General features: G+C 53.2%; 26 protein-coding genes and 1 pseudogene. 2 read left to right on the forward strand and 25 right to left on the reverse strand.

Annotation, left to right across the window (positions count from 1 at the left end):
- The 18 genes and pseudogenes from BM258_RS06695 to BM258_RS06780 all read right to left on the reverse strand — a co-directional run.
- Nucleotides 1–1,805: pseudogene (locus BM258_RS06695) on the reverse strand (hypothetical protein); the annotation flags it as partial.
- 64 nt (nt 1,806–1,869) lie between these two features.
- Nucleotides 1,870–5,625, reverse strand: coding sequence for a hypothetical protein (locus tag BM258_RS06700; RefSeq protein WP_090070464.1), 3,756 nt, complete (start codon nt 5,623–5,625; stop codon nt 1,870–1,872).
- A complete protein-coding gene (locus tag BM258_RS24250) occupies nt 5,625–8,393 on the reverse strand; it encodes a lysozyme family protein (RefSeq protein ID WP_210186682.1) in 2,769 nt (922 codons plus the stop codon). The genes BM258_RS06700 and BM258_RS24250 overlap by 1 nt, the downstream gene beginning before the upstream one ends.
- A complete protein-coding gene (locus tag BM258_RS06710) occupies nt 8,390–8,830 on the reverse strand; it encodes a hypothetical protein (RefSeq protein WP_090070466.1) in 441 nt (146 codons plus the stop codon). Before BM258_RS06710 ends, BM258_RS24250 begins: the two co-directional genes overlap by 4 nt.
- A 1-nt stretch (nt 8,831) precedes the next feature.
- Nucleotides 8,832–10,607, reverse strand: a complete 1,776-nt coding sequence (locus BM258_RS06715) for a phage tail protein (protein ID WP_090070468.1) — start codon at nt 10,605–10,607, stop codon at nt 8,832–8,834.
- Nucleotides 10,607–11,164: a phage connector family protein gene (locus BM258_RS06720; RefSeq protein WP_090070471.1), complete on the reverse strand. Its 558-nt coding sequence runs from the start codon at nt 11,162–11,164 to the stop codon at nt 10,607–10,609. Before BM258_RS06720 ends, BM258_RS06715 begins: the two co-directional genes overlap by 1 nt.
- Nucleotides 11,165–11,167: 3 nt before the next feature.
- Nucleotides 11,168–11,635 carry a helix-hairpin-helix domain-containing protein gene (locus tag BM258_RS06725; protein ID WP_090070474.1) on the reverse strand — a complete coding sequence of 156 codons (468 nt, stop codon included), beginning with the start codon at nt 11,633–11,635 and terminating at the stop codon, nt 11,168–11,170.
- 76 nt (nt 11,636–11,711) lie between these two features.
- The gene (locus BM258_RS06730; RefSeq protein WP_090070476.1) at nt 11,712–12,689 is read right to left on the reverse strand and encodes a major capsid protein; all 978 of its coding nucleotides are present in this window, start codon (nt 12,687–12,689) and stop codon (nt 11,712–11,714) included.
- Nucleotides 12,690–12,741: 52 nt separating this feature from the next.
- Entirely contained in the window at nt 12,742–13,638 is an 897-nt protein-coding gene (locus tag BM258_RS06735; RefSeq protein WP_090070478.1) for a hypothetical protein, read from the reverse strand.
- A gap of 2 nt (nt 13,639–13,640) precedes the next feature.
- On the reverse strand, nt 13,641–13,955 hold the full coding sequence (locus tag BM258_RS06740) for a Bbp19 family protein (protein ID WP_139229219.1): 315 nt from the start codon (nt 13,953–13,955) through the stop codon (nt 13,641–13,643).
- Complete coding sequence (locus BM258_RS06745; RefSeq protein WP_090070482.1) at nt 13,930–15,672, reverse strand: portal protein; 1,743 nt, start codon at nt 15,670–15,672, stop codon at nt 13,930–13,932. Before BM258_RS06745 ends, BM258_RS06740 begins: the two co-directional genes overlap by 26 nt.
- A 3-nt stretch (nt 15,673–15,675) precedes the next feature.
- Complete coding sequence (locus tag BM258_RS06750) at nt 15,676–15,882, reverse strand: hypothetical protein (protein WP_090070484.1); 207 nt, start codon at nt 15,880–15,882, stop codon at nt 15,676–15,678.
- A 3-nt stretch (nt 15,883–15,885) separates the two neighbouring features.
- Nucleotides 15,886–16,362, reverse strand: coding sequence for a hypothetical protein (locus tag BM258_RS06755; protein ID WP_090070486.1), 477 nt, complete (start codon nt 16,360–16,362; stop codon nt 15,886–15,888).
- The gene (locus tag BM258_RS06760) at nt 16,359–16,622 is read right to left on the reverse strand and encodes a hypothetical protein (protein ID WP_090070488.1); all 264 of its coding nucleotides are present in this window, start codon (nt 16,620–16,622) and stop codon (nt 16,359–16,361) included. The genes BM258_RS06755 and BM258_RS06760 overlap by 4 nt, the downstream gene beginning before the upstream one ends.
- Nucleotides 16,619–16,885 (reverse strand): hypothetical protein, encoded by a 267-nt coding sequence (locus BM258_RS06765; RefSeq protein ID WP_090070490.1) that lies wholly within the window; start codon nt 16,883–16,885, stop codon nt 16,619–16,621. Before BM258_RS06765 ends, BM258_RS06760 begins: the two co-directional genes overlap by 4 nt.
- Nucleotides 16,886–16,888: 3 nt before the next feature.
- Entirely contained in the window at nt 16,889–19,543 is a 2,655-nt protein-coding gene (locus BM258_RS06770) for an LAGLIDADG family homing endonuclease (RefSeq protein WP_090070492.1), read from the reverse strand.
- Nucleotides 19,540–20,067, reverse strand: coding sequence for a terminase small subunit-like protein (locus BM258_RS06775; protein WP_090070494.1), 528 nt, complete (start codon nt 20,065–20,067; stop codon nt 19,540–19,542). Before BM258_RS06775 ends, BM258_RS06770 begins: the two co-directional genes overlap by 4 nt.
- Before the next feature lie 49 nt (nt 20,068–20,116).
- Nucleotides 20,117–20,317, reverse strand: a complete 201-nt coding sequence (locus BM258_RS06780) for a hypothetical protein (protein ID WP_175527958.1) — start codon at nt 20,315–20,317, stop codon at nt 20,117–20,119.
- Between the two features lie 635 nt (nt 20,318–20,952).
- Here BM258_RS06780 and BM258_RS06785 point away from each other — a divergent pair.
- On the forward strand, nt 20,953–21,147 hold the full coding sequence (locus BM258_RS06785; RefSeq protein WP_139229221.1) for a hypothetical protein: 195 nt from the start codon (nt 20,953–20,955) through the stop codon (nt 21,145–21,147).
- Here the strand turns inward: BM258_RS06785 and BM258_RS24410 are convergent.
- Complete coding sequence (locus BM258_RS24410) at nt 21,144–21,305, reverse strand: hypothetical protein (RefSeq protein WP_175527959.1); 162 nt, start codon at nt 21,303–21,305, stop codon at nt 21,144–21,146. The two genes, BM258_RS06785 and BM258_RS24410, sit on opposite strands and share 4 nt — an antisense overlap.
- Nucleotides 21,306–22,239: 934 nt before the next feature.
- Between BM258_RS24410 and BM258_RS24415 the strand changes: the two genes are divergently transcribed.
- Nucleotides 22,240–22,413, forward strand: a complete 174-nt coding sequence (locus BM258_RS24415) for a hypothetical protein (RefSeq protein WP_175527960.1) — start codon at nt 22,240–22,242, stop codon at nt 22,411–22,413.
- Nucleotides 22,414–22,422: 9 nt separating this feature from the next.
- On the opposite strand, the gene BM258_RS06795 is transcribed toward BM258_RS24415, so the two are convergent.
- The 6 genes from BM258_RS06795 to BM258_RS06820 form a co-directional block, all read right to left on the reverse strand.
- Nucleotides 22,423–23,019: a hypothetical protein gene (locus tag BM258_RS06795; protein ID WP_090070503.1), complete on the reverse strand. Its 597-nt coding sequence runs from the start codon at nt 23,017–23,019 to the stop codon at nt 22,423–22,425.
- Nucleotides 23,016–23,264 (reverse strand): hypothetical protein, encoded by a 249-nt coding sequence (locus BM258_RS06800; protein WP_139229222.1) that lies wholly within the window; start codon nt 23,262–23,264, stop codon nt 23,016–23,018. The genes BM258_RS06795 and BM258_RS06800 overlap by 4 nt, the downstream gene beginning before the upstream one ends.
- Nucleotides 23,265–23,368: 104 nt before the next feature.
- Nucleotides 23,369–24,250, reverse strand: coding sequence for a helix-turn-helix domain-containing protein (locus BM258_RS06805; protein WP_175527961.1), 882 nt, complete (start codon nt 24,248–24,250; stop codon nt 23,369–23,371).
- Nucleotides 24,247–24,633 (reverse strand): thermonuclease family protein, encoded by a 387-nt coding sequence (locus BM258_RS06810; RefSeq protein ID WP_090070509.1) that lies wholly within the window; start codon nt 24,631–24,633, stop codon nt 24,247–24,249. The genes BM258_RS06805 and BM258_RS06810 overlap by 4 nt, the downstream gene beginning before the upstream one ends.
- Nucleotides 24,634–24,882: 249 nt before the next feature.
- A complete protein-coding gene (locus tag BM258_RS06815) occupies nt 24,883–25,113 on the reverse strand; it encodes a hypothetical protein (protein WP_090070511.1) in 231 nt (76 codons plus the stop codon).
- 166 nt (nt 25,114–25,279) lie between these two features.
- Nucleotides 25,280–25,795 (reverse strand): hypothetical protein, encoded by a 516-nt coding sequence (locus BM258_RS06820; RefSeq protein ID WP_090070513.1) that lies wholly within the window; start codon nt 25,793–25,795, stop codon nt 25,280–25,282.
- Between the last annotated feature and the right edge of the window lie 224 nt (nt 25,796–26,019).

Below are 26,019 nucleotides of genomic sequence, written 5' to 3' on the forward strand. Positions count from 1 at the left end.
GTCTTTAGAGCAAACGCGCTTGCGTGCTTCCCGTCCAGCTTGTCACTGTCTGCGGCCTTTGCTCCCTTGCGCAGATACCGGTTATCTGAGGTGGATTTGTTGTAGTAGTCATCGAGGCTAGTTGCCGTTGCAAAATAGCTTGGCAAATGGCCACCAAGCTTTGCAGCGTTGGCTGCAGTGGCGCTCTTGCCCAGATAGCGTCCATTAGCGATCGATTTGGTATAGTAGCGGTCATCATGGGTGTGGTTGCTGGCCGATCCTGCTTCTGCAAAGAGAGCCCATTTGGTGCCAAGCGATCCGGTTGGAGCCACATTGGAAGAGGATGCAAGGGCGATGTAAGTAGAGCCGTCATATTCAACCAGATCATTGACAACGTAGGCCATGGCCGCTGACCAACTGCCGCGCCAGGTCGCGCCACGATCCCCTTTAGGCCCCTGCGGGCCAGTCGGGCCGCTCGGGCCTATCGGTCCCTGAAGGCCGGTTTCGCCTTTAACGCCCTGAATGCCTTGCGGCCCCTGAGCACCGACAACACCTTGCGGCCCGATTGGGCCTTCCGGTCCCTCTGGGCCACGAGCCCCTGCTGCGCCGGTCGGCCCCTCTATCCCCTGTGGACCTTGAGGTCCGGCTTCACCTTGAGGGCCAAGATCCCCCTTCTCGCCTTTGACACCTTGCGGCCCCTGTGGTCCCTGTGAACCGGTTGGGCCACGCCCGAAGGCAATGCCATCGGTCCAATGGGCAATTTCGTTGGATCGCTTCCAATAGATTTTACCTTCATCAATTGCCAGGAACGACCACATGTATGGCTTGGTGTCATATTCCGCGCGATTGGCGATGAGCCCCATGCTATCGACTTCATAGCTTTCGCCCATCGGACCTTCAGCGCCCTGTGGGCCTTGCGGCCCCTGGATACCAATTGGACCCTGCACGCCTTCAGGACCACGCGGTCCCGTCGGGCCTTGTGGGCCTACCATCCCTTGTGGTCCTTGCTCTCCGGCCGGGCCTTCCGGTCCTATCGGGCCGCGCTTACCTTGTGGCCCCTGAATACCGATTGGCCCCTGCTCTCCCTGATCCCCTTCCGGACCCTTCGGGCCGATTGGGCCTTGAGGTCCGACAGGCCCCGTTGGTCCTTCTGGTCCCTGATCACCGTCAGGGCCTTTCTCTCCTTGTGGGCCAGCAATGGCAGAGCGCTTGAGAACCCAGCCCAATGTTGCGGCTTCGTCTTCCTGTGTCGGTTCTGGCAGGTTGCGGATAGACCGGCCAGCCGCATCAAACTGCCCATCGGCGGATTCATGCAAAGTCTTCTCATCGATCTGGCTGGCAACCTCTTGCTCAACCCAATCTTTGTTTGTTGCATCCGCTCCCTTTTCAGGAGAGGCGACATTTTCAAGCCTAAAACCACGCGCATCGAACGCGGCCACATCATCATTCACCCCATCAGGAATAATCAATGCCCGCTCAACTTTACTCTTGAGCACTTGAGCTATGATGGTCAGGCGATCAAGACCGCGCTCGATCAGATTGAGCGCAGCCGCCCCACCGCCAGCGTTGGGCAAGTCTAGCAGCTGCACGACTGCGGGGTCGATTTCTCGGATGACACTCACGCCATCATCTGGCGCTTGTGCAAATACAACGGCGCCACCCGTTGCATTCCCCGCTCCTTCTACGGTGAAGCCACTTGTAGCCCTCACACCATCAAGATAGACGGCAATGTCGGCGTTCCGGTCAAACTTGGCTTTGATGACAAACCGCTTCGTCATCCCGTCGCCGGTAGCCTCCCATCTGTTTTCTTCGTTGGTTACTGCCATTCTTCAGTTCCCATAAAAAAGGCCCGCCTAAGCGAGCCTGTTGCACTAACTTTGATTGTAACTCTCAGCGAACCGCATCTTTGAGCGGAGGCAAGATGCCATATTCCAGCACAGACCGGACAAACGGCAATGTGCTAAAAGGCACCAATCGCCGGATTGCCGTTATATCTCCTGGCGTCAAATCACCCTGATGCATCGCATAGAGCAGCCGGGCAAAATCTTCCGCAGGCCCCATCGAGGGGCCAAGCATCGAAGAGACAACATTGCGCGAAGCATAGCGCGAGGCCCTTCCCGACTGATCCCGATCAGGAAACGCTTTTTGCAATCCACCATAGATCCCAGTACCACCCACTTTCTCATAAGTGTTGTTCAATTCGAAAAACACCGTCATCAAGCCAGATCGGTCGATCCCTTCAGCAATCCATGTTCCCGGATTATCCGATAGGTCGCGATTGCTCTCGATATTTTTCAAGGCAGAGACCGCAGCGCCAATAGTCGTAGCAAAGACCATGCCCGCCGTAAGGCTCTTTGCATCTTCCTGCATGCCCCGCATCAAAACCCTTTGATGTGAGGCAAGCCCGAAGCTCTTGAACTGAAGCAATAGGCGTCCCGTTGGCGTGTGAGCAAAGACAGGCACATCACCAATACCTTTGGTCACAATGATGGAGTCAACATCCTTATTCAACGCTGCCCGAAACATCCGAACGGCATGCTTGCTTTCCCACTTCTCGGTGGTGGCCACCCACACTCCAACAATCTTTTCAGCATGGCGACTGAGTTCCTTTTTCAAAGCCGAGCTGGTTGCCTCGTCGATCCCCAGATAGGCCATGTAGGACCGCTCCTTGCCATCGAGCTTGGTGATATTGTGCATATTCTCAATCAGCCTATTTTGCGTCATGACCGAAGCGACCGATTTCATGAAGTCATCCCAATAGGTCAACCCGTTAACCTTCGAAAAGACGCTCGCTGCATTCTGCATGAAATTCTCAAACGGAGAGAATTGCGCATAAGGATCGGCAATTTCACTCCAGTTCGCCATTCTCGATTGGAGTGTTTTCTCGACCACAGTCCCGGCAAGATGAGCCTCTTTAACGGACATCTTCCAAGCCTTGCGGTGCGCCATCAAGGGCTTGATCCCGTCTTTCATGTAGCGGGAGAGGCCATGCACCATCATCGGGCGCGCAATATCCGGCAAACTGGAAATGCTGACGCCCCCAAGCGCTCGCGTGTAGTTGAAGATATTTGCCAGATTCACGATCCGCGCAAATAGCGTTGCCTGTTTGTCCGGCTCGAACTGGCCGCGCAGGAGATCCCGCATCGCATTGATATCAGCAAGATCGCTCTTCTCGCGCTTGCTCAAAGCCTGCCTCTTCTTGGGATCTGTTTCAAGAGCCCGGAGCTTCTCGTAATCATCCGAGATTTTCGTGACCAACCCTTCCATGTTGGCACTTCCGAAGTTTCGCGTCAGCTCAATATCGGCAGACATGACCCGTGCATAGCGTCGCGCAACTGCTTCAACATTGTTCTCAAGCCAAGGTTCAAGAATTTTGTCATCAATATCAAACGTTCTGGATTTCATTGGCCCGCGCTTGCTCTCCGGCAAACGCTTCCGGAACGCTGTTAAGCCCGTTTCTTCTTCCAGATCTGGCCGCCCTGTAACCTTGCGCCAGATGCTCTCCACGACATGTTCAACCTCCTCTTCCAGCTCCATTTTTGAGAGATCGTCAAAATCAATATCGTCTTCAATCAGGGGTCTCTGACCAACAGCCCCCTCTATCTGAGCCAGCCTTTCTTGCAGTTTGCCAATTCGCATTTGCATCTGATGTTTTCTCGCATCGACAAACCGGCGCAACACGCTTTCAGTGGTCAGATGCTCTTTGACATTTCGAAAGCGCTTGAGTGGATCCTTTTCACCAACATTGATATCCAGCTCATCCAGTGCGCGGATCAGATCATCATAATTGTCCGCAGCCTGGGCCAATTCCTCATCCACTTCACGCACCACACGGCGCATTCCCGAAAAGTCATCGGACAGAGCATCAAGAAACTCGGCCACGGTCGGACGATCAGGAGACCGGATAAAGCCTTCTTCCCACGCCATGCGGGCTGCTGTGTCCAGATCCCAACCGCCCTCCTTGCTCATCGTTTCACGGCGCGTCTTCCTCAGAAAGCCCGGCTGGCTTTTATGATTGATCCCCAGCGCTACCAATTCACCATCAGGATCATAGAGGCCACCCCGACGCCGCAGGAACTGCATCAAGGTTTCAGGCTGCTGTGGTCGCGGTCCTTGAACCACATTGATCATGCCTTGCAGATCATCCGGTTCCAGCCCATCAGGAAGGCTTTCGGGTTTGCGCTGCTGGCGTCTCTTGAAAGCTTCTTCTTCCCGTAGCTGGTTGACCTTCAGCTCCTGAATTTCCCGGTCTACATCTCCAAGGCGTCGGTCTCCGGCTGCACGCGCCCTTCTGATATCTTCCCGAACAGCACCATTGGCCCAGTCGCGCACCATCCGCTTGAAGCCTTCTTCATCAGCTTCAATTAGCGGCTTATTATAGACGCGAGAGAGATAGGAAATCGCGTTGGCTGGCTGGACATCTTCGGGTAGAAGCCCGGCCTGAATAGCCATGTCCTTTAAAGGATCAAAGACTTTTTCACGCCAGATCTTTGCCGCTTGCTGAACATGAGGATCGCCATCGGGATCAACATCACCGCGCCGCATGGCCTTTGCTACGCGTTCGGCAAAGTCAGCCTGGTTCAATTTCCCCCCGGCTCGGCGGTACGCCTTATAAGCCCCCTTATATCCTTCCATGCCTTGGGCCAGCGCCCCACGGTCCCACTCTTTGATGGCGGTTTCCACTGACAACATGGACGCATGTCCATCCAGATTCTTTTTCAGATAGATCGGGTTCTCAACCAACTTGGTAACAGCGTCCCGAACCACAGGACTTGGCGATTGAAGGCCGCGCAAGAGCGGATTGGAAAGTGTCAACTTGGCAAGCTTCTGCGCTGTCTTTCCGGCAATCGTGTTATTTTCGATGCTCTCGATTGTGTTGGCCGCTGCACCAACCGAGCTATTGCCGTTTACATATCGCGAGATCTGTTCGCCAACGTCTTCACCGTCAACATCTCCCTTGTAGATGTGGCCCTGCAATTCCATCGCCAGGGAATTGATCTGATGGTTGTTGAGATACTTTGCCATACCACCACCAAGCAAGGCCCCCAACAAGACAGACCCGCCAATGGCCGCGGCACTTTCACCAGCACTCCGGTCAATCTGGAACTGATTAAGCGCCACCTCATCAATGGCGGCAGCAGTGCCTGTCCAAGCACCAATCGAGAGGGCTGACTTGCCTGCAGACAAACCTAGTTTGCCTGTTTTCACCAAAGCCCCGCCAGGGAGAAGTGAGGTGGGCGACAACAACCCTGCACCGAATTGGGCAACAAAGCCGAACAATCCACTGGCTGCCAATGTTCTTTCATCGCGCTGCTCCTGCTGGTATTGATCCATCCAGATATCGAAGCTCTTCCGATTGCGAATATGCATCACATCATCAAATTGCTCATCTGATAGACCAGCGTCCATTGAGGCTTGGACAATATCAAACCCTTCCTCAGATTTGTCCGGGTCATAATAGACCGAGTTTCTAAGGTCTGTTACATAAGCCGCGATTGGGCTCTCAGACCGCACACTAGCCAAGATTGTATCAAGCCCCGAAGGGCTCTCTTGATCGCTACCACGTCTCTCAGGAGGCTTCACCAACAGATCTTTATGAAAGTCCTGTGCTTCGATTGGCTGCATATTTTGATCAAGCAACGGCATCACTGTTTCCTTCTCTGTTCATATTCACTCAACAGCCGCGCACGCTTTTCATCTTCTTCAAGCCTCTTGGCTTCTTTCTCTAGCCTCTTTGCATCAGCCCGATCCAACTGCTTCTGCCGTCTTTCATGCCTGTTTCTGGACGCACCTCTTTCGGCCGGGCCTGATGGTAGATCTTCAATTGCTTCAGTCGGCAGAGCGATAGGCCCATCAAGATACCTGTCCAGAGATTTTTCTCGACCGATCAGATCGTCTTCATTTTCTTGAGGATCTTCTTTAAGCGCTTCTCTGCGGTTTTGCCGCCGTTTCTCCAACGCTGCTTTCTCATCAAACTGGAAATAGGCCGGGGTTGTCTGGATGTAGTCCTGGCCGTCTTTACCCTTGAGCCGAACCACAAGCCGGTATTTCGGCTTCCCTGCCCGGATTTCCGCTTCTGCCTCACTATCCACCACAAAGCCGATATCTTCGCGCTTGATGTCTGTTCCAAAAACTTCGGATGCATCCGAGGCGGCTTGTTCCGCGACCTCTTCAATGCTGCCGCCATGGGCGATGAATTGCGCATAGACTTTTTCAGGCGGAAACCGCATCACGGCCTTGGAACCATTGATTTCAGTCACCCCGTAGAGGCCGGTCGGGCCAACCAGATCCTGTTTCGCCAGATATTGCGACAGCTCCCAATCGCCCGTATCAAGAAAATGCTCGGTGACTGCATCCTTGTAATCACTTTCAATAGAAAGGCGCTGCCCCTCCGTGAAGCCAACATCCGGGTTACCGAAGAAGCCGCCGAACGCACTGGCGACTTCTTTCTTACCCAGAGTCGCGAGGTATCCGGTCTTGCCATTGAGCAGCTTTTCGCGTCGGTCCCGTTCACGCTGGAACTCTGGGGTCAGACGCTGCATATAGCGGGCCGTTGCCTTTTCCGGCGTCATACCAAGATGATTGACATAATAGTCATATTCCCGCCCCGCTTGAGCCAGAGGGGAACCACCATCACGCGCCTTAAGCTCGACTGCGTGATCCTTGGCGATAAAGGCTGCGATCTCCAACCCGTTTCTGACCTTGGAAGCATCATCAGAGACTAGCATTTGGCGCATTTCCGCAATCGCTCCTTTCGGAACAATGCCTTGTTGATCAGCCAGTGAGAGAACGAAGGCCATCGAGGCTTTGCGTGTTTCCTCATCACTGCTGCTCATGCCTCCAGACGCCTTGGTTTGGTATTTGTACAGATCATCAATCGCCTTTTGGTCTTCGCTTAGAAACGGATTAAAACTCTCCGGATTGGTCTTGAGCCGCTCGGCAGTTGCATTAAGAGCAATCTGTTTTTTGGTATCGGCTTTTACGCGCCGGATCAGTGTTGCTTTCTGGTTCTCCGTCATAACCTTGTCAGCGTTGATATCCTCAAGGCTCACCACATCCCCGTTAGCCACCTTCAGATCCAAAGCATTAAATCGCGTAAGTCCTTCCTTTGTCTTCTGGCTGTCAGCAGCAGAAATCGCCTTTTCTGTTAGCTGTCCCCATTGCCCCATGCCGGAGGCTGGATCAGCGAGAACGGGCGCCCCTTCGGCCTTGTGCAAGCCCACACCATCGGTCACGATCTGGCCACCATCACCCGCGCCAACCGCACTGGCTGCGTTCATGGCATTGGCAAATGAGGCATCAGAGATCTTCTGCAGCCCCTCCCAGGTCGTATCATTGCCAGAGCCGCCAAGACCAGCTCGCACCTTGTCATAAGCGCCCGCCTCCAGATCAGCCAACAAGTCTCCACCAGTCCGGGCCTTATAATCCCTTTGAGCGAGCCACCACGCCGCCCGGTCCTGATTTTCAGGGCTGAAGTCTTTCAGGCCAAGCGCCTTGGCTGCCTCATCCCATGTCCCGGCCAAGAACTGATAGCGACCGGCTGCAGAGCTGGTCTTTCCCGCATTGCGCCCACTATCGATAGGAATGGACTTGCGCGGATGATCCCCATAGCCATCAAAGGAACCACCACCATAAAGCGTGTTATAGTCCGCCCCTTCTATGCCAGGAGCGGAGATAACACTCAGCAGCCTTTGCGCTTCACCGGGCAACTCCGTCGCGGTTACTGATCCATTGCCAATCGTGGTGTCCTCTGCATCCCACTGTTTGGCCAATGTCCGTGCGTCTTCCACCCGCCCCGCCAGAGCAAGCCCCTGCAAAGCTTGACCACGCAGCACCTTGCGCACATTCTTCAGGGCTTCTGACTTCTTCCAATCAGGCAAACCTGTCTGGTTGATACTGGAGGCCAAAAGACTCTCGGTCTCTTCATAACTGTCCGGATTTTGCAGAACACCATTTTTGAGGCGATCTGCCATGTCACTGATACCGTCGATATAAAACTGATTGCGGCGGGCAAATTGCTTACGAGACGCTTTCTCTGCCACATCCCCGCGCAACGCTTCCAATTTGGGCGCATAGGCGGCCTGCATGGCTGGCGGCAGGGTATCCAGAAACTTCTTGGACTGTTCCCCGAAGTCTGCCAAACGCTCATCGGCAAACTTGCCACCATCAGAAGGCATCGTTTGTTCTGCCTGCAACATGGACATGTTGAGGTTATTGCCAAGCTTCACAAAGCCCTGTTGAGCCTTGAAGCCCATCAATTTAGCTTGCTGCTTCTCATACAAGGTTGAGAAATCTGCAACCGCATCAACGGCCCGATTGATACCTTGGGCCAACATGGGCGAGTTGCTTATGCGGGGCATTGTGCCTGCACCGGTATCAAGCCTGCGACCGGCATTCACTTTCTGAAGTTTCATGCGTAGGCACCTCCACCCATAAATGTTTGGCTAACCCCTTTGATGATGGGAGAAATGGCACCAAAGACACCACCCGCCATGGCTTGCCTTCCCTGCATACGGCTAACATCCGCTTGCATTTCATAATTCGTGGCGTTCACCTCTGCGCCATAGCGGATCGCCTGCACATCGAGCGCACCTTCAACCGCGTTGTCGGTAATGACATCGGCTGGCGTGCCAACCAAAGCCAAACCATTGGCAAGCGCCGTAGCCCTGTTCTTGCCAAGCGTGCGGGTCAAAGCCTTATCCTGAAGACCAGCCTCATACTCACCCCGGTCACGTTCCATTTGAGCCTGCCGGTCATAAACCGCAGCCTGGGCATTGGCCGACTGCGCGGCCATAGCTCCTTGCATCACCGAAGCCGCAGCCCCGACAATTGCACCAACAATCGCACACATCCTAAAGGTCCACCGTTGTTTTGATTGCCCTGATCCGGCAAGGCAAAGGCTTGTCTGACCAGAAATGAAATGATCCGGTATCGCTCCATCCATCTTGACTGACGGAGAGCAAACCGGTCTGTAAACGCACAGAATTGGAAACCAGTTCGTCGCCTTCCATTGGCGTCAAATCTTCGAATTCACCCGTCTCCATCGCCTCGTCAGGCTCACTTTGGGAGACTTGCAAATCAGCAGTCCGGATCACGTCCATACCGATCTGCTGAACATGCTTTCTTTCTCCCATGGATGTCCCGTCTGGCCGACCATCCACAATCTGCAAGGTCTTGCCATGGGCGCGAAAGGGAAACCCGAAATGGATTTTCGAAGCTGTCTGGTCGTTGGGAAGAGCAAACCTATTTCCGGACACCGTTTGACGCGGCATCACAACGCCATCAGCGAGGATCGCGATTTCCTGCCCGTCGAAGAAATCTGGTAGGTTTGTGACTTCATTGATCGGGTCGCCTTCATAGGTCAATCCACAATCCATGAAGAAGCCATCTTCGACCGTTTGATCTTCAAAAGGCGGATCGAGGATTTCTATCGTCCGGACCTCTTGCCCGTTGAGGGTGCGCACAACTTGCAGCCAGACTTCATCGCCAGTCTTGCCCGGTTTGGTGGCCACGGCCTCAACCTTGCCACCGCCACCAAGCTCAACACCGACAGCGCCCACAATCTGTTGATCCCGTTCATAGGTCAGAGCTACGAAGGAACCGTTTTCCATCCTGATCCAGTCGATAGAGTCTGGAAGCTGTTGGAACGCTTGCTCGGCAATGCCAGAGCGAAAGAAGTGTTCATTGACCACTGTCAGATCCGGAGCAATGAACTTATAGGCGCTGGAATCATAGATATATTCATGCAAGTTCCGCCCATAGAAACCGACATAAAGCAAAGCGTCGCCTACCTGAACCGGCCTTACCGCCCTTGAACCATAAGTGGCTTGTCGCTTCTGGCGGCTATTGGTCGGCCCGAACACCTCGGAACTATCGGAAGGCCCGACAATACGGGCACTCGTAGCCGTACCGATGAGCATTTCCTCCCCTTCGGCAATCCAGTTGATTTCATTGACCTGCCCGGCAAGGATTGAAAGATACATCGCATCATCGGCTGAAAGATCGCCAGCATCGCCGGTATATTTGAGGATTTTGAATGCACCGGATTTGGAATAGGCAATACCTTGCGGGTCCGAGGTCCAGTTGGCAAAGGTGATCCGTTCATTGAAATAGCAGACATGTTGTGGCCAGCTGTCTTCCCCCCACCCGTCTATCTGACTGTCAAAGGTGATAGCAGCAAGGCTCCAATCAACATCACCGTTACGCTTTAGTTCAGCCGGCTTGTGAGCCCCATGGACAAGCGTCAACACGTCGCTCGATTGGGTATAGTCAAACGCGCTCAACTGATCTTGGGTGAAGCTGTTGGCTATTTCATAGGCCCCCGATCCATCAGTGGCCTGCAACTGTGCCTTCTCCGAATAGAAACGAATGAAGTCGGTTCCAAACTCCAGCATGTAATGCTGTTTCATCGAAAAGACGAAAGGCACCAGCCGACATGGTGCATTCTGGTTTCTGGCCAGATCGATAAAGCGCGTTCCGGATCGCTTATAGATCCCGCCATGCCGCATCAGGAGATAGTTCCGGCAGATCTCCAGCCCTTTTCGAAACTGCTCCAGATCAGATCTGGAATGCAAATAGGGAGATATCTCTCCTTGCGACATCGTGACTTGAGGAAACTTGACCGTCATCAGTAGAGCGCCTCCAGGGGCGTGTTCTGCTGATCTTCAAGCGCGGTGTTCTTCTCGAATGCGTCATCAAAGAGCAATTGCATTGTTTGCGCATAAGAGTTCTTGCCCGTCACTTTATGCGCCATGCCAAGAGCCAGATAAGGCACCAGGCAGTTGATGAAAAATTGGCTGAACTTCGCCGGATCATCCAGCCGCTTGATGTACCGAAACTTCAACGGCCCGGCATGGTTGGTCAGGACTTCATCACCTTCATACTCGACCACAATTTCCGTACTGTCATCACCGTAAATAGGAATGCCAGAAAGGAAGTCTTCAGGCAGACGATAGGCATAGTCCCAACCGAAAGCCGGTTTCTCGGCAGCTTCCGGCAAGAGCACGCGCGAGCGGGCACAGTTCCAGGGATAAAGGCTCAACAGCTCATTGCGATAGTGCGCATAGTTGGTCTTGAACCATCGCGCATTGCTATTGCCGGTCTGATCGAAGTCAGCAATCGTTTTTTCATTGAGATGACCCAAAGCCAGATTGGCGATGGCCGTATCCGTGTACCCGCTCGCCATGGCTTATTCGCCCCCTTCAAGCAGGGCTTTGGCTTCGGTGATCCAGTCATCATCAATCGAAAGAGCTTCGATCTGTTCCGGGCTGGCACTGGCAAGAGCCGCCAGATCGGCAATGCCACCTTCCATAAGCTTGGTTGCCTTGGCAGGGCCAATGCCGTTGATGCTGGTTAGATCAGACGTAACCGGCAATGGTTCGATATCTCCGGCCAACTCGATTTCAGCCATAACGAGAGCGAACGCTTTGCGGGCTTGCGCGATGTCGTCACCATTCAGCGTAGGATTCTCCATGATCTGCTCAAGCGTCACGGCAGCATTCAGAGCCTCGGACGGTAGCGCTCCGTTTTCTCCAACGCTGTCATAGGCTGCCTTCAGTTCCTTACCGGCCAAAGCAGCCTGTTCTTCACGCGCTTCATCGCGCTTTCTTGCCGCCAGAGCCTTGCGGCGGCGGGCCTGATGGGCTGTTGCACTCATCTACATGTCTCCAGATACGACAAAGGCCGCTCAGAGGCGGCCATTTGTCGGGTTATGATTAAGAGGAAGTCGCGGCTTAGGCAGCGATCTTGTGCTTCAGAGCAACCATGCGGATGTTCTTTGGCTCATACACACGATTCCAGTTGGCACCGTCCGCAATCTGCGCGTCGGTCGGGCTGGTATCGTTGTCAGGAACATTGGTTTCAGTCCAGGCGACACCACGCGGATGCATCACAAAGTGACTGCGGCTGATCAGCAGATCATCGCCCGCGAGTTTGTCACGATCAGTCTCAAGGGCCTCGTCATCTTCAAGAGAGCGTTCCTGATACCCAAAGGCCCCTTCACCAAAGAGCAGCGAGGTATAGACACCACCAACCGGCTGAAGCGCATCGGTGACGATCACGCGTTTGCCCATATAGACAGGCACCCGATCCGTCTTACCTTCAACCGTCTCATATTCAATGGCCTTGTCCTTGGCCAACTTGGCTTCAACAGCCGAGTGCATCAGATAGCCAGTGACATTGCTTTTCTGGTCGCCCAGCTTCTGACCGGCATCAACGCTTGATGCAAAGTCAATAAGCGCCGCACCACCCGCAAGAGCGGTGATATCGTGGGTCAGCACTGCCATAGAAGCGGCTGCAAAAATCCCCTTGATGGTCTGCACAAGGATATTCTGGCGCTGGTCAACCCAATATCCAGCCACTTCCGTTGCAATCGCTTTCATAGGATCATCACCGGCCAGATATTTGGACAGGTCGTTGGATGACCAGGCATCACCCAGCATATGCAGGCGAGCCATATCCTTACCAGCACCGATCTTGCGCGGGACAAGCGGATCATTGTCAGAAAGGCGCTGCGCGCTCAACCCGCTGTTACGCAGGTTCAACCAGAACGGCATCTTGAAGAGGAAGCCGCCACCGGACAGATTGAGCCCGTCAATCCCGTTTGACACGATACCACTGGCAATCAGGGTATCGAGTTTAACCGACTGTTCCAGAACGTAAGGATTGAAAACCTCCGGAACGATCACATCACTAATTTTCACCTTCGCCATAACTTTTATCTCCCGTTACTGACGTTGTTGCGGTTGGTTTGCGGCTTTACGCTTATTTGCGTTTGGCCTTGGCGGCGGCTTTCAATCGTTCCGCCTTTTCAGGGTTTGCCTTGTAAATCTCACCCTGTTTGGTGAGGTTGAACGTGTCGGCATCCCATGGATTTTCATCTGTCTGGTTGTCGCCGTCCAAATCTCCATCTTCCGAGTAGAGTGTTTGACCAATACCCGCGAGCGCCTGGGCAAAGTGCGGCATCAGAACCGCGCCATCTTCGGAAAACACACCGTTGCTCTTGAACTCTTCCATGAGCTTGCCGTCCGGCACCATCTTGCTCAGTGCCCGATTGGCTAGAGCCAAATTTTTGTTATAGCTCTCGCTTCCTTCCTTGCCCCATGCTTTGACAAGAGCATCATGGGAAGCTTCAGCCTTGGCTGTCTTTTCAGCCTCAGCCTGCTTCTGCCCTTCCAGAAAGGCATTGGCTTGAGTGCCGACCGCTTCCATCTGGAAGTCATGTAGGGCTTGCGCCTGGGCAGGTGTTAAGCCGATCTCCTTGGCCTTTGCCTTGAAGGACGTGGCCAGATTTTCATCATACTGGACATTCTCCGGCATCTTCTCAGGCAACGAGAACTGATAGCCGTCTTCTGTATCCGGCACCCCGAGCGCTTTGGCAAAGGCGGCGCGGTCTTCATCGCTCGCATCCTCACCCGGCACCTTGATCATACCTTCAAGGCCCGCCCGCTGAACCTGATAGGCTTTCACAGCATCGTCGGCGCTATTCCATCCCTGCTCTTTGGCAAAGTCGGCAAAGCCTTCTCCGGTCAAACTGGATGCAAAGGCATTTTCTTCTCCCGCACCACCAGCGCCCGCAGAATCCCCGCCGCCAGCACCTTCGTCTTCAGGCGCAAAAGCAATCAAACCACCGCGAATAAGGCTCATAAGTCCTTGGTTCATTTTCAAACTCCTTCTTCTGCCCTGGCCTCTTCAAGAGCAGCCTGTGAAAGGGCGATCCGTTCGCCCCGCGTCATCGTCAAAAAGGAAAAGGCCCGCCCGAAGACAGACCTTTTTCCCTCATTAAATTGTGCTTCCGCATTATCGGGCGGATGATCGCAATAGCGATCCCACCCGCTGAAATTGGCTAGATCCGCCATGATGATTTCAAAATCATCCTTGCTGGCCTTGCCTTCACTAAAGCGCATCCAGGCTTCAACCAGCCTCTTCTTGGCTTGCAGTACGGCCCGGTCTTTACTGGCTCTGTTCCATAAGCGCATTCAACTGCTCCACTGCCGGTACACCTTTATTCGCAACGTCCGCCGCTTGCCCGGCCATTTCGAGACCGGCTTGCATCTGCTGCATTTGAGCCATCTGCTCCTTCTGCTGACGTTGAGCTTCCATTTCCTCTTCGCTGTAGAAGATTTTGCGGGAAGCCCCACGCACATCAGCAACCAGATCACCCACTTCGTCTTCATTAATCCGCTCAAGCAGCTTGGTCTTTCCTGCCTGGGCGAATTTCAAAGCTGTATCGACCACATCATTGGCCCCGATCAGTTCCTCTGTCCGGCGCAAGCGGTCCATCGGAGAGGTTGAGGACGCCCGAATATCGTGGTCATAGATGCTGTCTGGCGCTTCCAGAGCGGAGCCGGGATTAAACGCCTCCTTGCGCTCCAGAATTTCAAGCTCGCGATCCACCTGAAGCGAAGACGACTGCTGGAAGCTTGTGCCGACCGGCCCGAGAAGGTCGCCCTTTTCCTGGGCCCTTTGCAAAACCTCTGTCGCGGTCATCTGGGAATTATCGACCAGGATCTGAAACAGGTTGATATAGTGCATGTCCTGTATCTGGCGGCGCTTTGCCTCCTGAATGGACAGCATGAAACTCAATGCCTGCCCGTTGCTCTCCAACATTGGTTTTGCAAAAAGCGCCCCTGATGGATCAAGATAGCCCTTGTTATTGGCCCCCGGCGCAAAGTTGGGCGCACGCAAAGGGGCCTGCTTGCCATTCACTTTCCCGGCGACCGTGGCGATAGGTGGCTTGCCCTGCTGCGAAACACCACGAGCCACATCTTCTTCAATGATCTGGGAACGCACGATCTCTCGCATGGCCAGCATGACGGGGCTTTCCCCATAAGGACTGTCTGCCCGTCTCACCCAACGATGCACAACATAAGGGAAGGTGAAATAGCCGCTTTCCTTGACAAGCTTCTTTTCACTAACCTCAACCCAGTAGGAGGCAACAGCACTGTCCCGATTGCTTGAAGCAGAGCTGCCAGCTTCTGCCCTTGGCATGGCGGCATGGATAAACTGGAATGACGTGTCTTTGTGCCGTGGATCATTGGCAGCATCGAGCAACTTGGACGAGACATGCTTCTCCCCGAACTTCTGGACCGCCTGTCGCGCCTTGTAATTGACCAGCCTGTAATTGGTATCGTGAATGCCTTGTGCATTCTGCCCAAGGAAACACTCAGCTAGGGGCGCATAGCTGTATTTGAACGGCATCTGCGCTTCACGCGTATGCGCATCCCCGAAGCTTTCTTCCAGAAAGATGACGCCGGTTCCAAGCCCGCATGCAGCCTTGACCGCCATTTCATTGACCGAGGCAAAACCAGCCCTTGGCGTATAGCGCACCGCAAACAGATAGTCGGTCACACGACTGCACCAATCTTCTGCAGCTTCATCCAGATCCGGAGCCAGTGGGTCAACAGATCCCAATCCATGCCACTTGGATGACTGCGGCATTGTCAGGCTCAGAATGCCCGCCGCCAGACGTTCAATCGAATAGATCGCAGTGCCATCAAGCAGCTTCGTTCCGGGCCGTTTCGAGCGCGGCCCTTGGGTCAGAACGCTTTCCGCACTGCCAAGCCGGTTCATACCGGTCACACCCTTTTCATAGGGCAAAGCAAACCGGATGACAGCATCCCATTCACTTTCCCAGGGCAACCGGTCAGAAGCCAATTGCGTTTGGCGATCAAGAATGTCTTGAACAAGTCCCATTTCCTAGGCTCCTGCCTGTCCCAATTTGGTGACTTTCAAATTCTTCCCATAGTCAGAAGCGCCGGACATGCTTGTAAGGATCGTTGAACGGCGCCCCTGTTGCTCCCGCGTCTTGCGCTCCTCTTCTGCCTTGCGTTTCTTGACTTCTTCATCATCCTCAGAAGGAGTTGAGGGCGCTGGCTGTACCTTGGGTGTGGACATAAAGCACATGGTCTATTCCTCGTTGATCCACGCATAGCGATAGAATGTTTCTCCGCCCAAGCCCAAAGAGGGCATGACGGCTTCTCTGTGAGCGCCCAGGCGCACGAGCCATTTATGGGCGCTGGAGTGGGTGGAAAGTGCATCGGCATGAATGCGGGCGATCCCGCTGGCAACACAGGCAGGCTTGACCACATCAAGCATGTAACGGGTTGCGTCGGGAAAGGCGCGGAGCTTGTGCGATGTGCCCCAAGCCCATGCCAAACCAAGCCGAGAATGGAAGAGGCCGACACCGAACGCCAACACCGGTTGACCATCCAGCCAGGCCACATAACGCCACAAGGGCGAGCCCTGATAAGCCATCTCGGCAATCAAGCGATTGTCCGGTTTGTCCATCTGGCAATAGATTTCGGCCTTGTCCTCATCACTCAGATTAGCAGCAACAAAGCTTAGATCGCGCCGTGTGGCCGGTTTGATGACAACACGGTTCATTCTGCAGGTTCCCTGATCAGATCGCTCATCTCATCAGACAGGACTTTCAGCGCACCAAGCATGGCATATCCGCCCTGAGACCCCGCCCGCCATCGACTGCATTTATCTTCCGCGTGATAAGCGATGCAGGCAAAGCCTTGGAGATCACCAGAACGGGCGCAAGAAAGAAGTCCCTCAAGCCGATCAATCACATCTTGCTGCACTTGTCCGGCCAAGGGGACAGGCCCGCCGTTGAGAGAAACCACCTTTTCTTCACTCATAGCCCTACCCCCAACCACAAAAGAAAACCAAAGGGAACCACGGTCAGAATGACACTCACCCACATCAGGCTCACTTCATTGAGCATGTCCGCGAAGTAGGCTGCAGCCACCGCAAGGATGGACACCAGCGCCACCAGAAAATACCGGTGATCAACCGTCACGGCCAAAGCCAGAAAAAGCAAAAGGCCCATCAAATTGATGAGCCTTCCATTCGAAGCGGCACTATAGGCGGCCGCCAATTCGTGCAAATCTTGTTTGTTCATTGCCTATCCAACATCTCCCAGGGCGCTCCATTCGTCCTCTTGTTCATCCATCAAAGGCTTGAGCATGCGATACTGTGCAGCATCCCGTAGATCCCAAGCCATGATCACGGCGTCGGCTTCATCGGTAGAAGATCCGAGACGCTTTCTGGCCTCGTCCTTCTCTTCAATCTGGATGAGCCCTTCATTGGAAGAGCCACCCGATTTAACCATCCAGTGAACCGCTGTCAGTTCAGCAAAAAGCTTCTTGCTCGGAGGCAAAGCAATCTTGTGCTCTCCGTTCGGGTCCAATGCCTCACGGAAGCGCCACCAGAGCCGCGCACGCTCGTTTTTAAACCCTAATGACCAGTTAGACTGCTTCTCTTGCGTTCCCTTTGAGAACACCACGGAGTAGGCCGCAATCTGGTTGTTGGTTTCAAGGTGATCCCGCGCCGAGTTGCCCCAACCGCCCGTACAGTCAATTCCAATATCAGCCCCGTCCCGTCTCTCTTTCAGGATCAGAGCCGCAACAATCGGGCCATTCTTGGTATCAATGCCGCGCTCCGTAGTCAGGCGTGCAAAGCATTCGTTGTACAGCGGTGCCAGCGTTGTCTTGTCGCCGCCCCCTTGCGCCACATCCACCCCCATTGCCCACATGCGACCTTTGAGGTGCGGGTGGTCTTCACTCCAACGCTCTTGCGCCAGCCGTACCCATTCAGACGGGATAACCTGCCAGGCATGATCCTTGCGGGCCAACATGAAGTTGCCTGTCTTGAGCGCCGTGCGAAGAGGCTCTGGCAGCTGGTCTAGCTGACTTCCGTAATCGGTATCGCGCAAGTAGGCATTGTCCGCCAGAGAGGCAGGAACGAAGGTGCGAGACTTAGGCGTTCTTACCTCTCCCTCAATCTCGACCGGTTCTGGTCCATCCACCCATACCGAATGCATCTCTTCTTCATCACCAACGAACACAGCCCAAAGCAGCTGTCCGGGCTTGGCAGGATAAAGCGGATGCATCGGATCGAGCCAAGGCCCGAACCATTCGATCAGATGATCACCATCACCAGAGAGCGGAGGGTTAGAAGCAATCACCACACGGCAGCGCTGATCAGGATCGACCGAGCGAACCCACCCCATCAGGAAGATCTGTTTTTTTGCCTGCTGCTGCGCTCCTTCATCAAAGCCTAGAAAGTCCTTTGGTTGGCCTTGATGGCCCTTCTCTGCTCCCGGTTTCTCCAGGTAACCAAACTGAATGCGTTGCTCTCCATCCTTCCAGACATGATCCGAATAGTTCATCCGGCCACGATCACCGACAATCTCGGCCAAGCGCTCTTCCATCGACTTCGCATCAGAGAGCTTTTGACGGAATATCGCTGACTTCCTGTGCTCGTTGACTGCCAAGCCGAGCAGCAGATCCGAATTGTGCGTCACCAAGTAGTGCTCAGTGATGAACAGAGAGTTCGGATGTTCAACAGCAATGCAGACCGTCGCAGCAAAGCCACAAGGTTCAATGCTCTCCAGTGTGAGCCCCATTGACTGGTAGCTCTTGCCTTTCACGCGAACTTTCTTACGCGGCAAATAAAAAACCCGCTCAGAGGCGGGCATCTTGATCCGGAGCGTGTAGGCTTTCTGCCCTTGCCGCCTTTCGCCTCGATAGGTGAAAGGCGGGTCCTTCTCCCGTAAAGTGACAATCGCACCAAGGGAGCGAGCCAACTCGCGAACATCATCCCGAAGCCGTTCGGAAACCGTGCAGTAATAGACGTCCCCATCTTCTTCAGCCCATCCATCGGTATCCATCAGACCTTGCATCAAAGCAAAGCGTTCTTCCACCGTCCCCAACAGATAAATCCGGGGAATGAACTTATCTTCAGACCGACACCCAAGCAGTCCTAGATCAGCCAGGCCATCATGAGCAAAGGCATTCGGAATGCGATAACTGATCGCCTTGTCTTCTTCTCCATACTCCCCAAGTTTGCATCCAAGCTCATTGGCAACACGCTCAGCGATTTCAGGGTCGGGCACCGTGAAGCGAGCAACACCAGTGCTCAAGCTTCCATCACCGATCAGCACGCCCAACACATACGGCGGCAAAGTGCGACGAACGAACTTGCCCTGTCCTTTAAGGCTTCCAGCAACATTGAAACGGACTGGCGCTGAAATCACAGGGATCTTTAGCCGTGCCCTTCCCTTGCTGTAATGCTCGAAGATCGCCGAAGTGGCCCACTTCTTGGCCCCGTCTTCCCCGCAAGTCAGAGCATTCCCGATCTTGCGGCTTTTTCGGCTGGCCCAGGCAAGCCAGATGTGATCCGCATCGCAGACGATTTCCGAACCATCAGAAAAGGCCAACCGATAGACCGGCTGCTTCCCACGCTCGAACTTGCCAATCACTCGGGTGACAGTGCCATCGGTTGCACACACCGCGCTGCCAATCTTCAGCTTTCCAATTGCCTTCCAACCAAAGGGCGTGAGAACCGGTGTTTCGGGCCTCAGTCCCTTACCGCCCCCTGCCTCGCCTCCATACAGCATCAAGTCTGCCTGAGAATAATAGCCCTCAGTCTGCGGCCCCTCTTGTGGCTTCCAGAGGCGATTGAACAAAGGCCCCAAGGTAGCTTCCAAATCTGCACGCTGTTGCCCGGAGAGGTTTTCAATCCACTCCGTCAGTGCTGCGTCATTGTCAAAGCTCATTTGTCTTTCTTGGCCTTGCTTTGCGCCATCAACTCAATGATAGCCGCTTTGATTTCTTCAGTAGACCGAGGCTTGGCCGTTGCGCCTTCCTCGTCAGCGTCTTTCACCAGCACCATTTGTGCAGGAACCCCGTATTTCTTGGGCTTCAGCTTGGCAGCTTCCCATTGGCGAGCCTCAATCCGAAGCTTGGAGCGCGTCACATGCTCATGATCAACAACCGTGATCACATCCCCGCTTTTGGTCTTGCGTTCCATCCAGTCATTGGAACCATCGTCTGCAATGTCGATGATCTCATCAAGCCGCGTCTCTAGACGAATATCACAAGCAAGCGTGTATTCCTTCTGCTTCTCGGGATCTTTGGCCAATGCCTTGTAAACAGTTGCCGCCTTTGGCATACCCTCTCTCTTGCAGATGCTATTGAGACTCTGGCCTTCCATAATCTCCGCCAAAATCTCCTGCCACTTGGCCTTTGAAAGAACATAGGGCTGTCGAGGCTTTTTCGATTTGTTTTTCTTTACCGTCATAGTCCCGATTTACCGCTCAAAACTCAAACTCACAGCACAAGCAGAACTACTAATTTGCCACCAAGGCACGAACGGCGGCGTCCTTTGCTTCCAGCAATTTACGCAACGCTGTTATGCGTTCTGGATTGCGTGGCAACTCATCGATGACCCGTTCAGCAGTCTCGCGAAATGGTTTGCGAACTGCCCGTAACTGCTCCGGCAAATGTGAATAGCAAGAAAACTGCATGATATGTTCTTCATGGTTGTTCATTATTCTCTCCATAAAAAAAGGCCCGATCCTTAGATCGAGCCCTAGTAAAGGTGGCAATATCAGAGCCTGTCGCGATTTTAAAATTATTCAGCACCGCCCTACTAGACCGACGACTGAACAAAAGGTGTGGTAGTTCCTCATCCTACCTAAACGACATGAAGCAATGGCTCCAAGCGCTCCGAGAGATACCAATCCTCCGATTCACCAACCGCGACCTTTATGATAATACCGAGACCGGCATCCTGCACCTCAACTATAGTACCGACCCCATCAAGAAATTCGTTCGAGTTCTCAAAATCGCGAATACGAACTTTATTTCCTATTTTTAGTCGTCGCAGAGCCATCGTAGTAAAGCCTTATCTGTTCAACACCAGTCGTGCCTCACCCAGTTAACTCAGATAAATACCAATGACTGTCTAGTTCACTGAATTACCAGCTCAAAGCCTGATCAAGATCTGGTGGCGGCACTCAACACGAGTATTCCATTGATATGTAGATGATGCCTAAAGTAAGGCAATTGAACCCACTGCGGCTTTTTCGCGCGTGTGCGCGATAGCTATCAACTTTTGCACCAGGACCGTCGACTTTACTCTGCGAATCTGCCCTACTCTCGCTCCCCACATATGGAGAACAAAATGAGAGATAAAACTAACACTGCGAAATCCTCAAAAGAGGAGGTCGCATATAAACTTGCGCAGCAAATTTTCAGTTTTGAAGCAGCAAATAATGTTGCTCCCAAAGGGGATGGCAAGGCGTTTAGAGAGTATTATCTCGATCTATATGCAGAATGCCTAGTGGCAACGGGAGGTTCTACCCGAAGAAAAACCTAACCTCTTACAAACTTTTCAATCGCTGTTGGACACTGAACCAGCTTGTCTTTTGACAAAGGAGTTTCTTTTGTAGCAGCGATTGCCAATTCAACGGCCCGTTCTATTCGATCCATCAGTTCTTTTTGAGTGTCCTTTTTTTTAATTTCCTTGAGAGCCATTGTTTACTCCGCATTGAAAAGCAGACGAATGTCACCGGCCAGCACTGGCCGATGGCGAACACCGGTGCAAGGCCTTCCTGTCTGCTCGCCAATCCGGAGCAAGAATTAAGAAACCCGGCAACCGTTTCCGGCTCCGGGCGAAACTTATTCTCTTAACCTACATCACCAAAGGCTGTGGAGCTTAGGGCCGTATTAAAAATTGCTTTGCAAATAAACTCTACCATTTAGTGCAAATCAACTCTTTAGGTGCCCTATGATTTTTGACTCCTTACATCCAGAAGTACGGGACGCATATATCAACTTGCTTCTCATTCCCACACCAATCATTTTCGCTTTGGTGACCGTGCGCATTTTCTTTAACAAATCTCCCGTTTTGAGCTTCACTAACATTCTGTTCTATCTTTTCCTTCCCGCGTACATCGGGACGTGGCTGGCCTTGTCGACCTGCTATTCTCACGAGGGCTTTTGCTCCATAGTTGGAACCAGTCTGTTCGCCCTATTCAAACCTGCTGCTTTTCTCGATTTGCTTCTAAGGGCATTCTTTCCGCCCCTTGCATACGTTATTGCCGCACCAGTGGGATGGCTGTTCGGAGCTTTCTTGCGCTTGTTCAAAAAATCTCCATCGGTTTCTCTAGAACGGCAAAGACGGGTTTTGGGCCGTTAGGCACTCAAAGAACGAACATCAAAAAGCCCGGTGACTGTCACCAGTTCCGGGCGCATTTCTTGATTGTGCCTAAAGGGTGAACCTTGAGTGCCACTCAGGTCAATGATTGCTGATATGGGCCTGTGAATTTCACCAAATCATTCATGATGCCCAAACTACTGAGAATCTTTTCCAATTTCCTTGGCTTTAAAATGTGTCGCGTTTTTTACTCTAGAACTGGGCGACAAGAAAAACCCTAGCGTGTAAAATATCATAGAAGGGAGTTTCCTCATGTCGAACAACGATGACTCATGGTTTAAGGTTTCCACCTTGATTAATCGGGCGCTCTTGCTAACCGGAGAGCGAGAAGAAGGGGCTGTGCTTAGATATCTCCTGGAGAATGCTCATCAAGAAGCAGAGGCACTTAGAAAACGAATTGATATCAAAAAAATCCGTTGTCATTGATCTATCGCTTTAGAAGGACAGCCCAAACTCCACAGCTACGCAATTCAACCCAAGCTGCAGCGTCCGACTTGCATAGGCCTTGGCCTCCCGGCTCACGCCCCCATTCTTGAGCTCTTCTGCCGAGACAACAAAATCAAGAGCTACCACCGTGAGAGCTTCCCCGAAGCCAGCCACGCGCCTGACTACACTCCAGCCCTCTCTTCCCATCTCGATCTCTACAGCTTTCTGGGCCCGCTTCAGAACCTCACCCGCCTCGAGTATATAAACCGTGGCATCTCCCGCCTTACCACCATCGACACGGATCCTCTCCGGGTCAATCGATCCAACACTTTGGTTCATTCCCTCAACGGCTTTACGCACCAGATGAGCTGCCTTGTGCTGCATGTCATCAAGTCGCCCGCGAGCAAACAAGTTTTCAATTGGATCAATCACACGCCTGGTCGCTCTTTCCATGTCCCCGTTGCCGTAGGGGTTCTCGACCATTACACGCTTGAGCGATTTCTCACCCGCAAGCCTGGTGTCGGTTTCAGTCTTGATTTTCCGGGATGGTTGACGTGTCGCCCGTGCCCTTGCCGCCCTATTCTCGGCCTCTGCCCAATCAGTCATTTCACGACAACCTTTCTGGACCATGGAAACGTTTTGACAGCATCATCCGGCGCCTTGAAGGCATTCAAAACGCGGTCAGCGTGCAGTTTTAGGTGGTAGGGGGAAATCTTGATCCGGTGAGCGATAACGCGCAGGGGCACATCAGAGGCCATCATTCGGAAGATATCGGCATCAAAGTTGCCGTGTCTAAGCGCTCTCATGCGCTCGTTGTAAATTTCTTTTGTCTGACGTTTTGTTGTTGTCATGTCCCAAGCCTCGTTCATGCAGGTCTTGGGTGTGCTGGCTTCCGCATTCTTCCGGGCGGGCTTTTTGCCTCTTCCCGATGGGCTAGATAACGCTGGGCACGCCGCTAGCCTGCCAGTTTGTTATCATCCACTTTCTTCTGAGGCCAGCGTGTTCGCTGGTAACAACCCAATTTCCTGTGATCTTTGTTGAAGCTTGCAAAGATCGCGCCTCCTTTTGCCCGGCTCCAAGCGGCCCACTCCGGCGATCCCTTTTCAATAAAAACGAATTGGCCTTGATTGGATTTCTGAGCAGCTTGCTCGTAACTCTGCCAGCGTTTGTTCCGCAAATAGGTTTTCAAATAAACCTTCGGATTGTCCTTCTGGAAGGCTTTGGCGTGCGCCACTGCAAAGCATTTCTCGGGATAGTCCAGGTTTGCCCATGGTCGCTTGGTTTGCTCGAAGCTATCGCCCAAACGCAATTCCCATTTTTCACAAAGCTCTTTCCAGTTTTTGTCAGCCAGCGCAGCGACACCCCCCGCCTTGGGGGGTAGGGGGGAAGTAATTGACGGTTTAAATGACGGTTCATTATGGGGGGTCACCATTGAACCCCTCCCCGGTTCACCTGTGAACCCCTCCCCCGGTTCATTTTGAACCCCTCCCCCCTCTGTTTGTTCTTCAGATGTTCTAGAGGGGTTCATTCTGGCCCCCTCTACATCTTGTGCATATACATCGGGGTTATGGCCTACATTTACCCAGTAGTAATTGGTCGCACTAGCACCATTTTCGCGCTCGCGATGTTCTACGGAAAGCAAATTGAGGTCAGAGAGCTCCTTGATAGCCCTCTTTACAGTGCTACGTGAGGTACTAGCTTTTGACGCAATGGTGTCAAGCTTTGGCCAGCAGAAGCCGTCATCATCGGCACTATCTGCCAGAGCCATCAGAACTAGCTTGGTCATGCCCTTCACGCACTGGAGTTCCCAAGCCCATGTGGAGACCTTGACACTCATTGGCACCACCATTTCTCGCCATCAGGCCACCGCCTGGCAAGACCATTCTCGATAAGCCATTCACCTGCATCCACGCCACCGATAGATACTTTCACGAGGACACGCCCATAGTATCCCCGTCCATAGGTGGTCAACTGCATTTCTCCGCGTCCGAGAAAGCCACGTAGTGCCTCAGTGGCCTTCTTAGCTAGCCTACGTTCATTGCGACATTTTCCCCGCACTTCCGGAGTATCTACGTCCTTCAGGCGATATTTCACGCCACCGAGCCAGAAAGTGTCACCATCAACAACGCAAGTGACGCGCTTGCCGGATCCACAAACAGGCATAGCCACCGATGATGTCGCCACACTGAACGACAGAAGCACGATAGATGTTCTCAGCATTTGGCCCTCCCCTCTACGACCGCCATAGCAACCGCGTCTACAAAACGGCCACACATGTTCGCTGACGGAAAGACCAGGGCTAATAAAACCCGATTACCAAGCCCGCTCTGGACATAGCTCATCAACAGTATCGAACGATGTGCCTTCTCTATTCGGGGTTCAGGACAAGACAGCCAACGTTCACAAGCATCTGAAAGGCTCTTGCAGAGAACATATTCCCTATGGCTGGTCTCTTGACGAAATGGCCTCTCACCTATCATTTTTCTCGCCTCCCATTCTCCAATCATGGATCTTCCTGAAGAGTGCTATTGCTGCATCTCCAAGGGGCAGTATGTCTCCTAGGTGATGAGTGTAGACCGATCCAACATCAACGCCTGCTTCTGCATCAATTAGCTCTTGGCATGCGTCGAGAAAATGCTGGTTGTTGATCAAGCCAATCTCATTGGCCCTGATGACAAGTCCTGGATAATAGACCTTCATTGAAACCACCCCCGCACAGGAGACAACGTTACATGGTTGTTCAGATTCTTACCGACCGAATAAGCAATCTGTGGGCGCCCTTTCGAGTCGTGTTTGCGCTCTATGCTCCAATTAATGCCCATGGAACGTGGATAGCGCAAGGAAGGGGAATGCTTGGCCTTTTCCATCATCTCGCCTCCTGCATGCGTTTGATATTGACGTTGGCCATAACCTCGGCTTCTGCAGCAATGTCCTTTGCGTCAGCAGCTGCCTTCTTGATGTCGCGCCACTCTTCCAAGGTGAGAACACCGTCCGCTTCTGCTTCCAATACCGTTTCGTGAAACTTGGCGCTTTCCTTGACGCTCTTCCGGCACATCGTGAGCAAGGTCTCTCCCTGCCCTGCCTTCCTTTTCACCAGGTCATAGCCATGAACATCGGCAAGCCATGCCGCGAAATGCGGAAAGCCAAGGATCACTTCCATTTCCATCACGATATCAAGCGGCACGATTGCGGGATCTGTTGCATCCTCATACCTCCGCAACTGCATATTCGAAACGCGCGTCACTTTCTCCAGGGCCACGCGCCCTCTATGCGATCCATGGCGCAAGGTCTTCATAAAGCGCGAAGTCATGAGAGAAATGTCTTGCAGGTCTTCCAGCGCTATGAGCCTTTGGCTCCCATCCGGGTTGATAATTGCCGTCATATCCAACCGTCACTTTCTGCCAGAAAGCAGCCGGTGACTGGCTGTTTCTGGCGTGGGATAAAAAACTCAGGCCGTAAAGGCCTGAGAGTTGGAGGGGCTGAGTGAATTGCGGAAGCCAGCACACCTCAAATTCATTGCCCGACTGGCTATATGGGTTGGGGGAAAAAGCCAGTCGGGCTGACGGAATCTTCCAGATCCGCCGCAAACAAATGAAAAGCGGTCAG

This window comes from Cohaesibacter marisflavi (assembly GCF_900115225.1).
GTDB lineage: Bacteria > Pseudomonadota > Alphaproteobacteria > Rhizobiales > Cohaesibacteraceae > Cohaesibacter > Cohaesibacter marisflavi.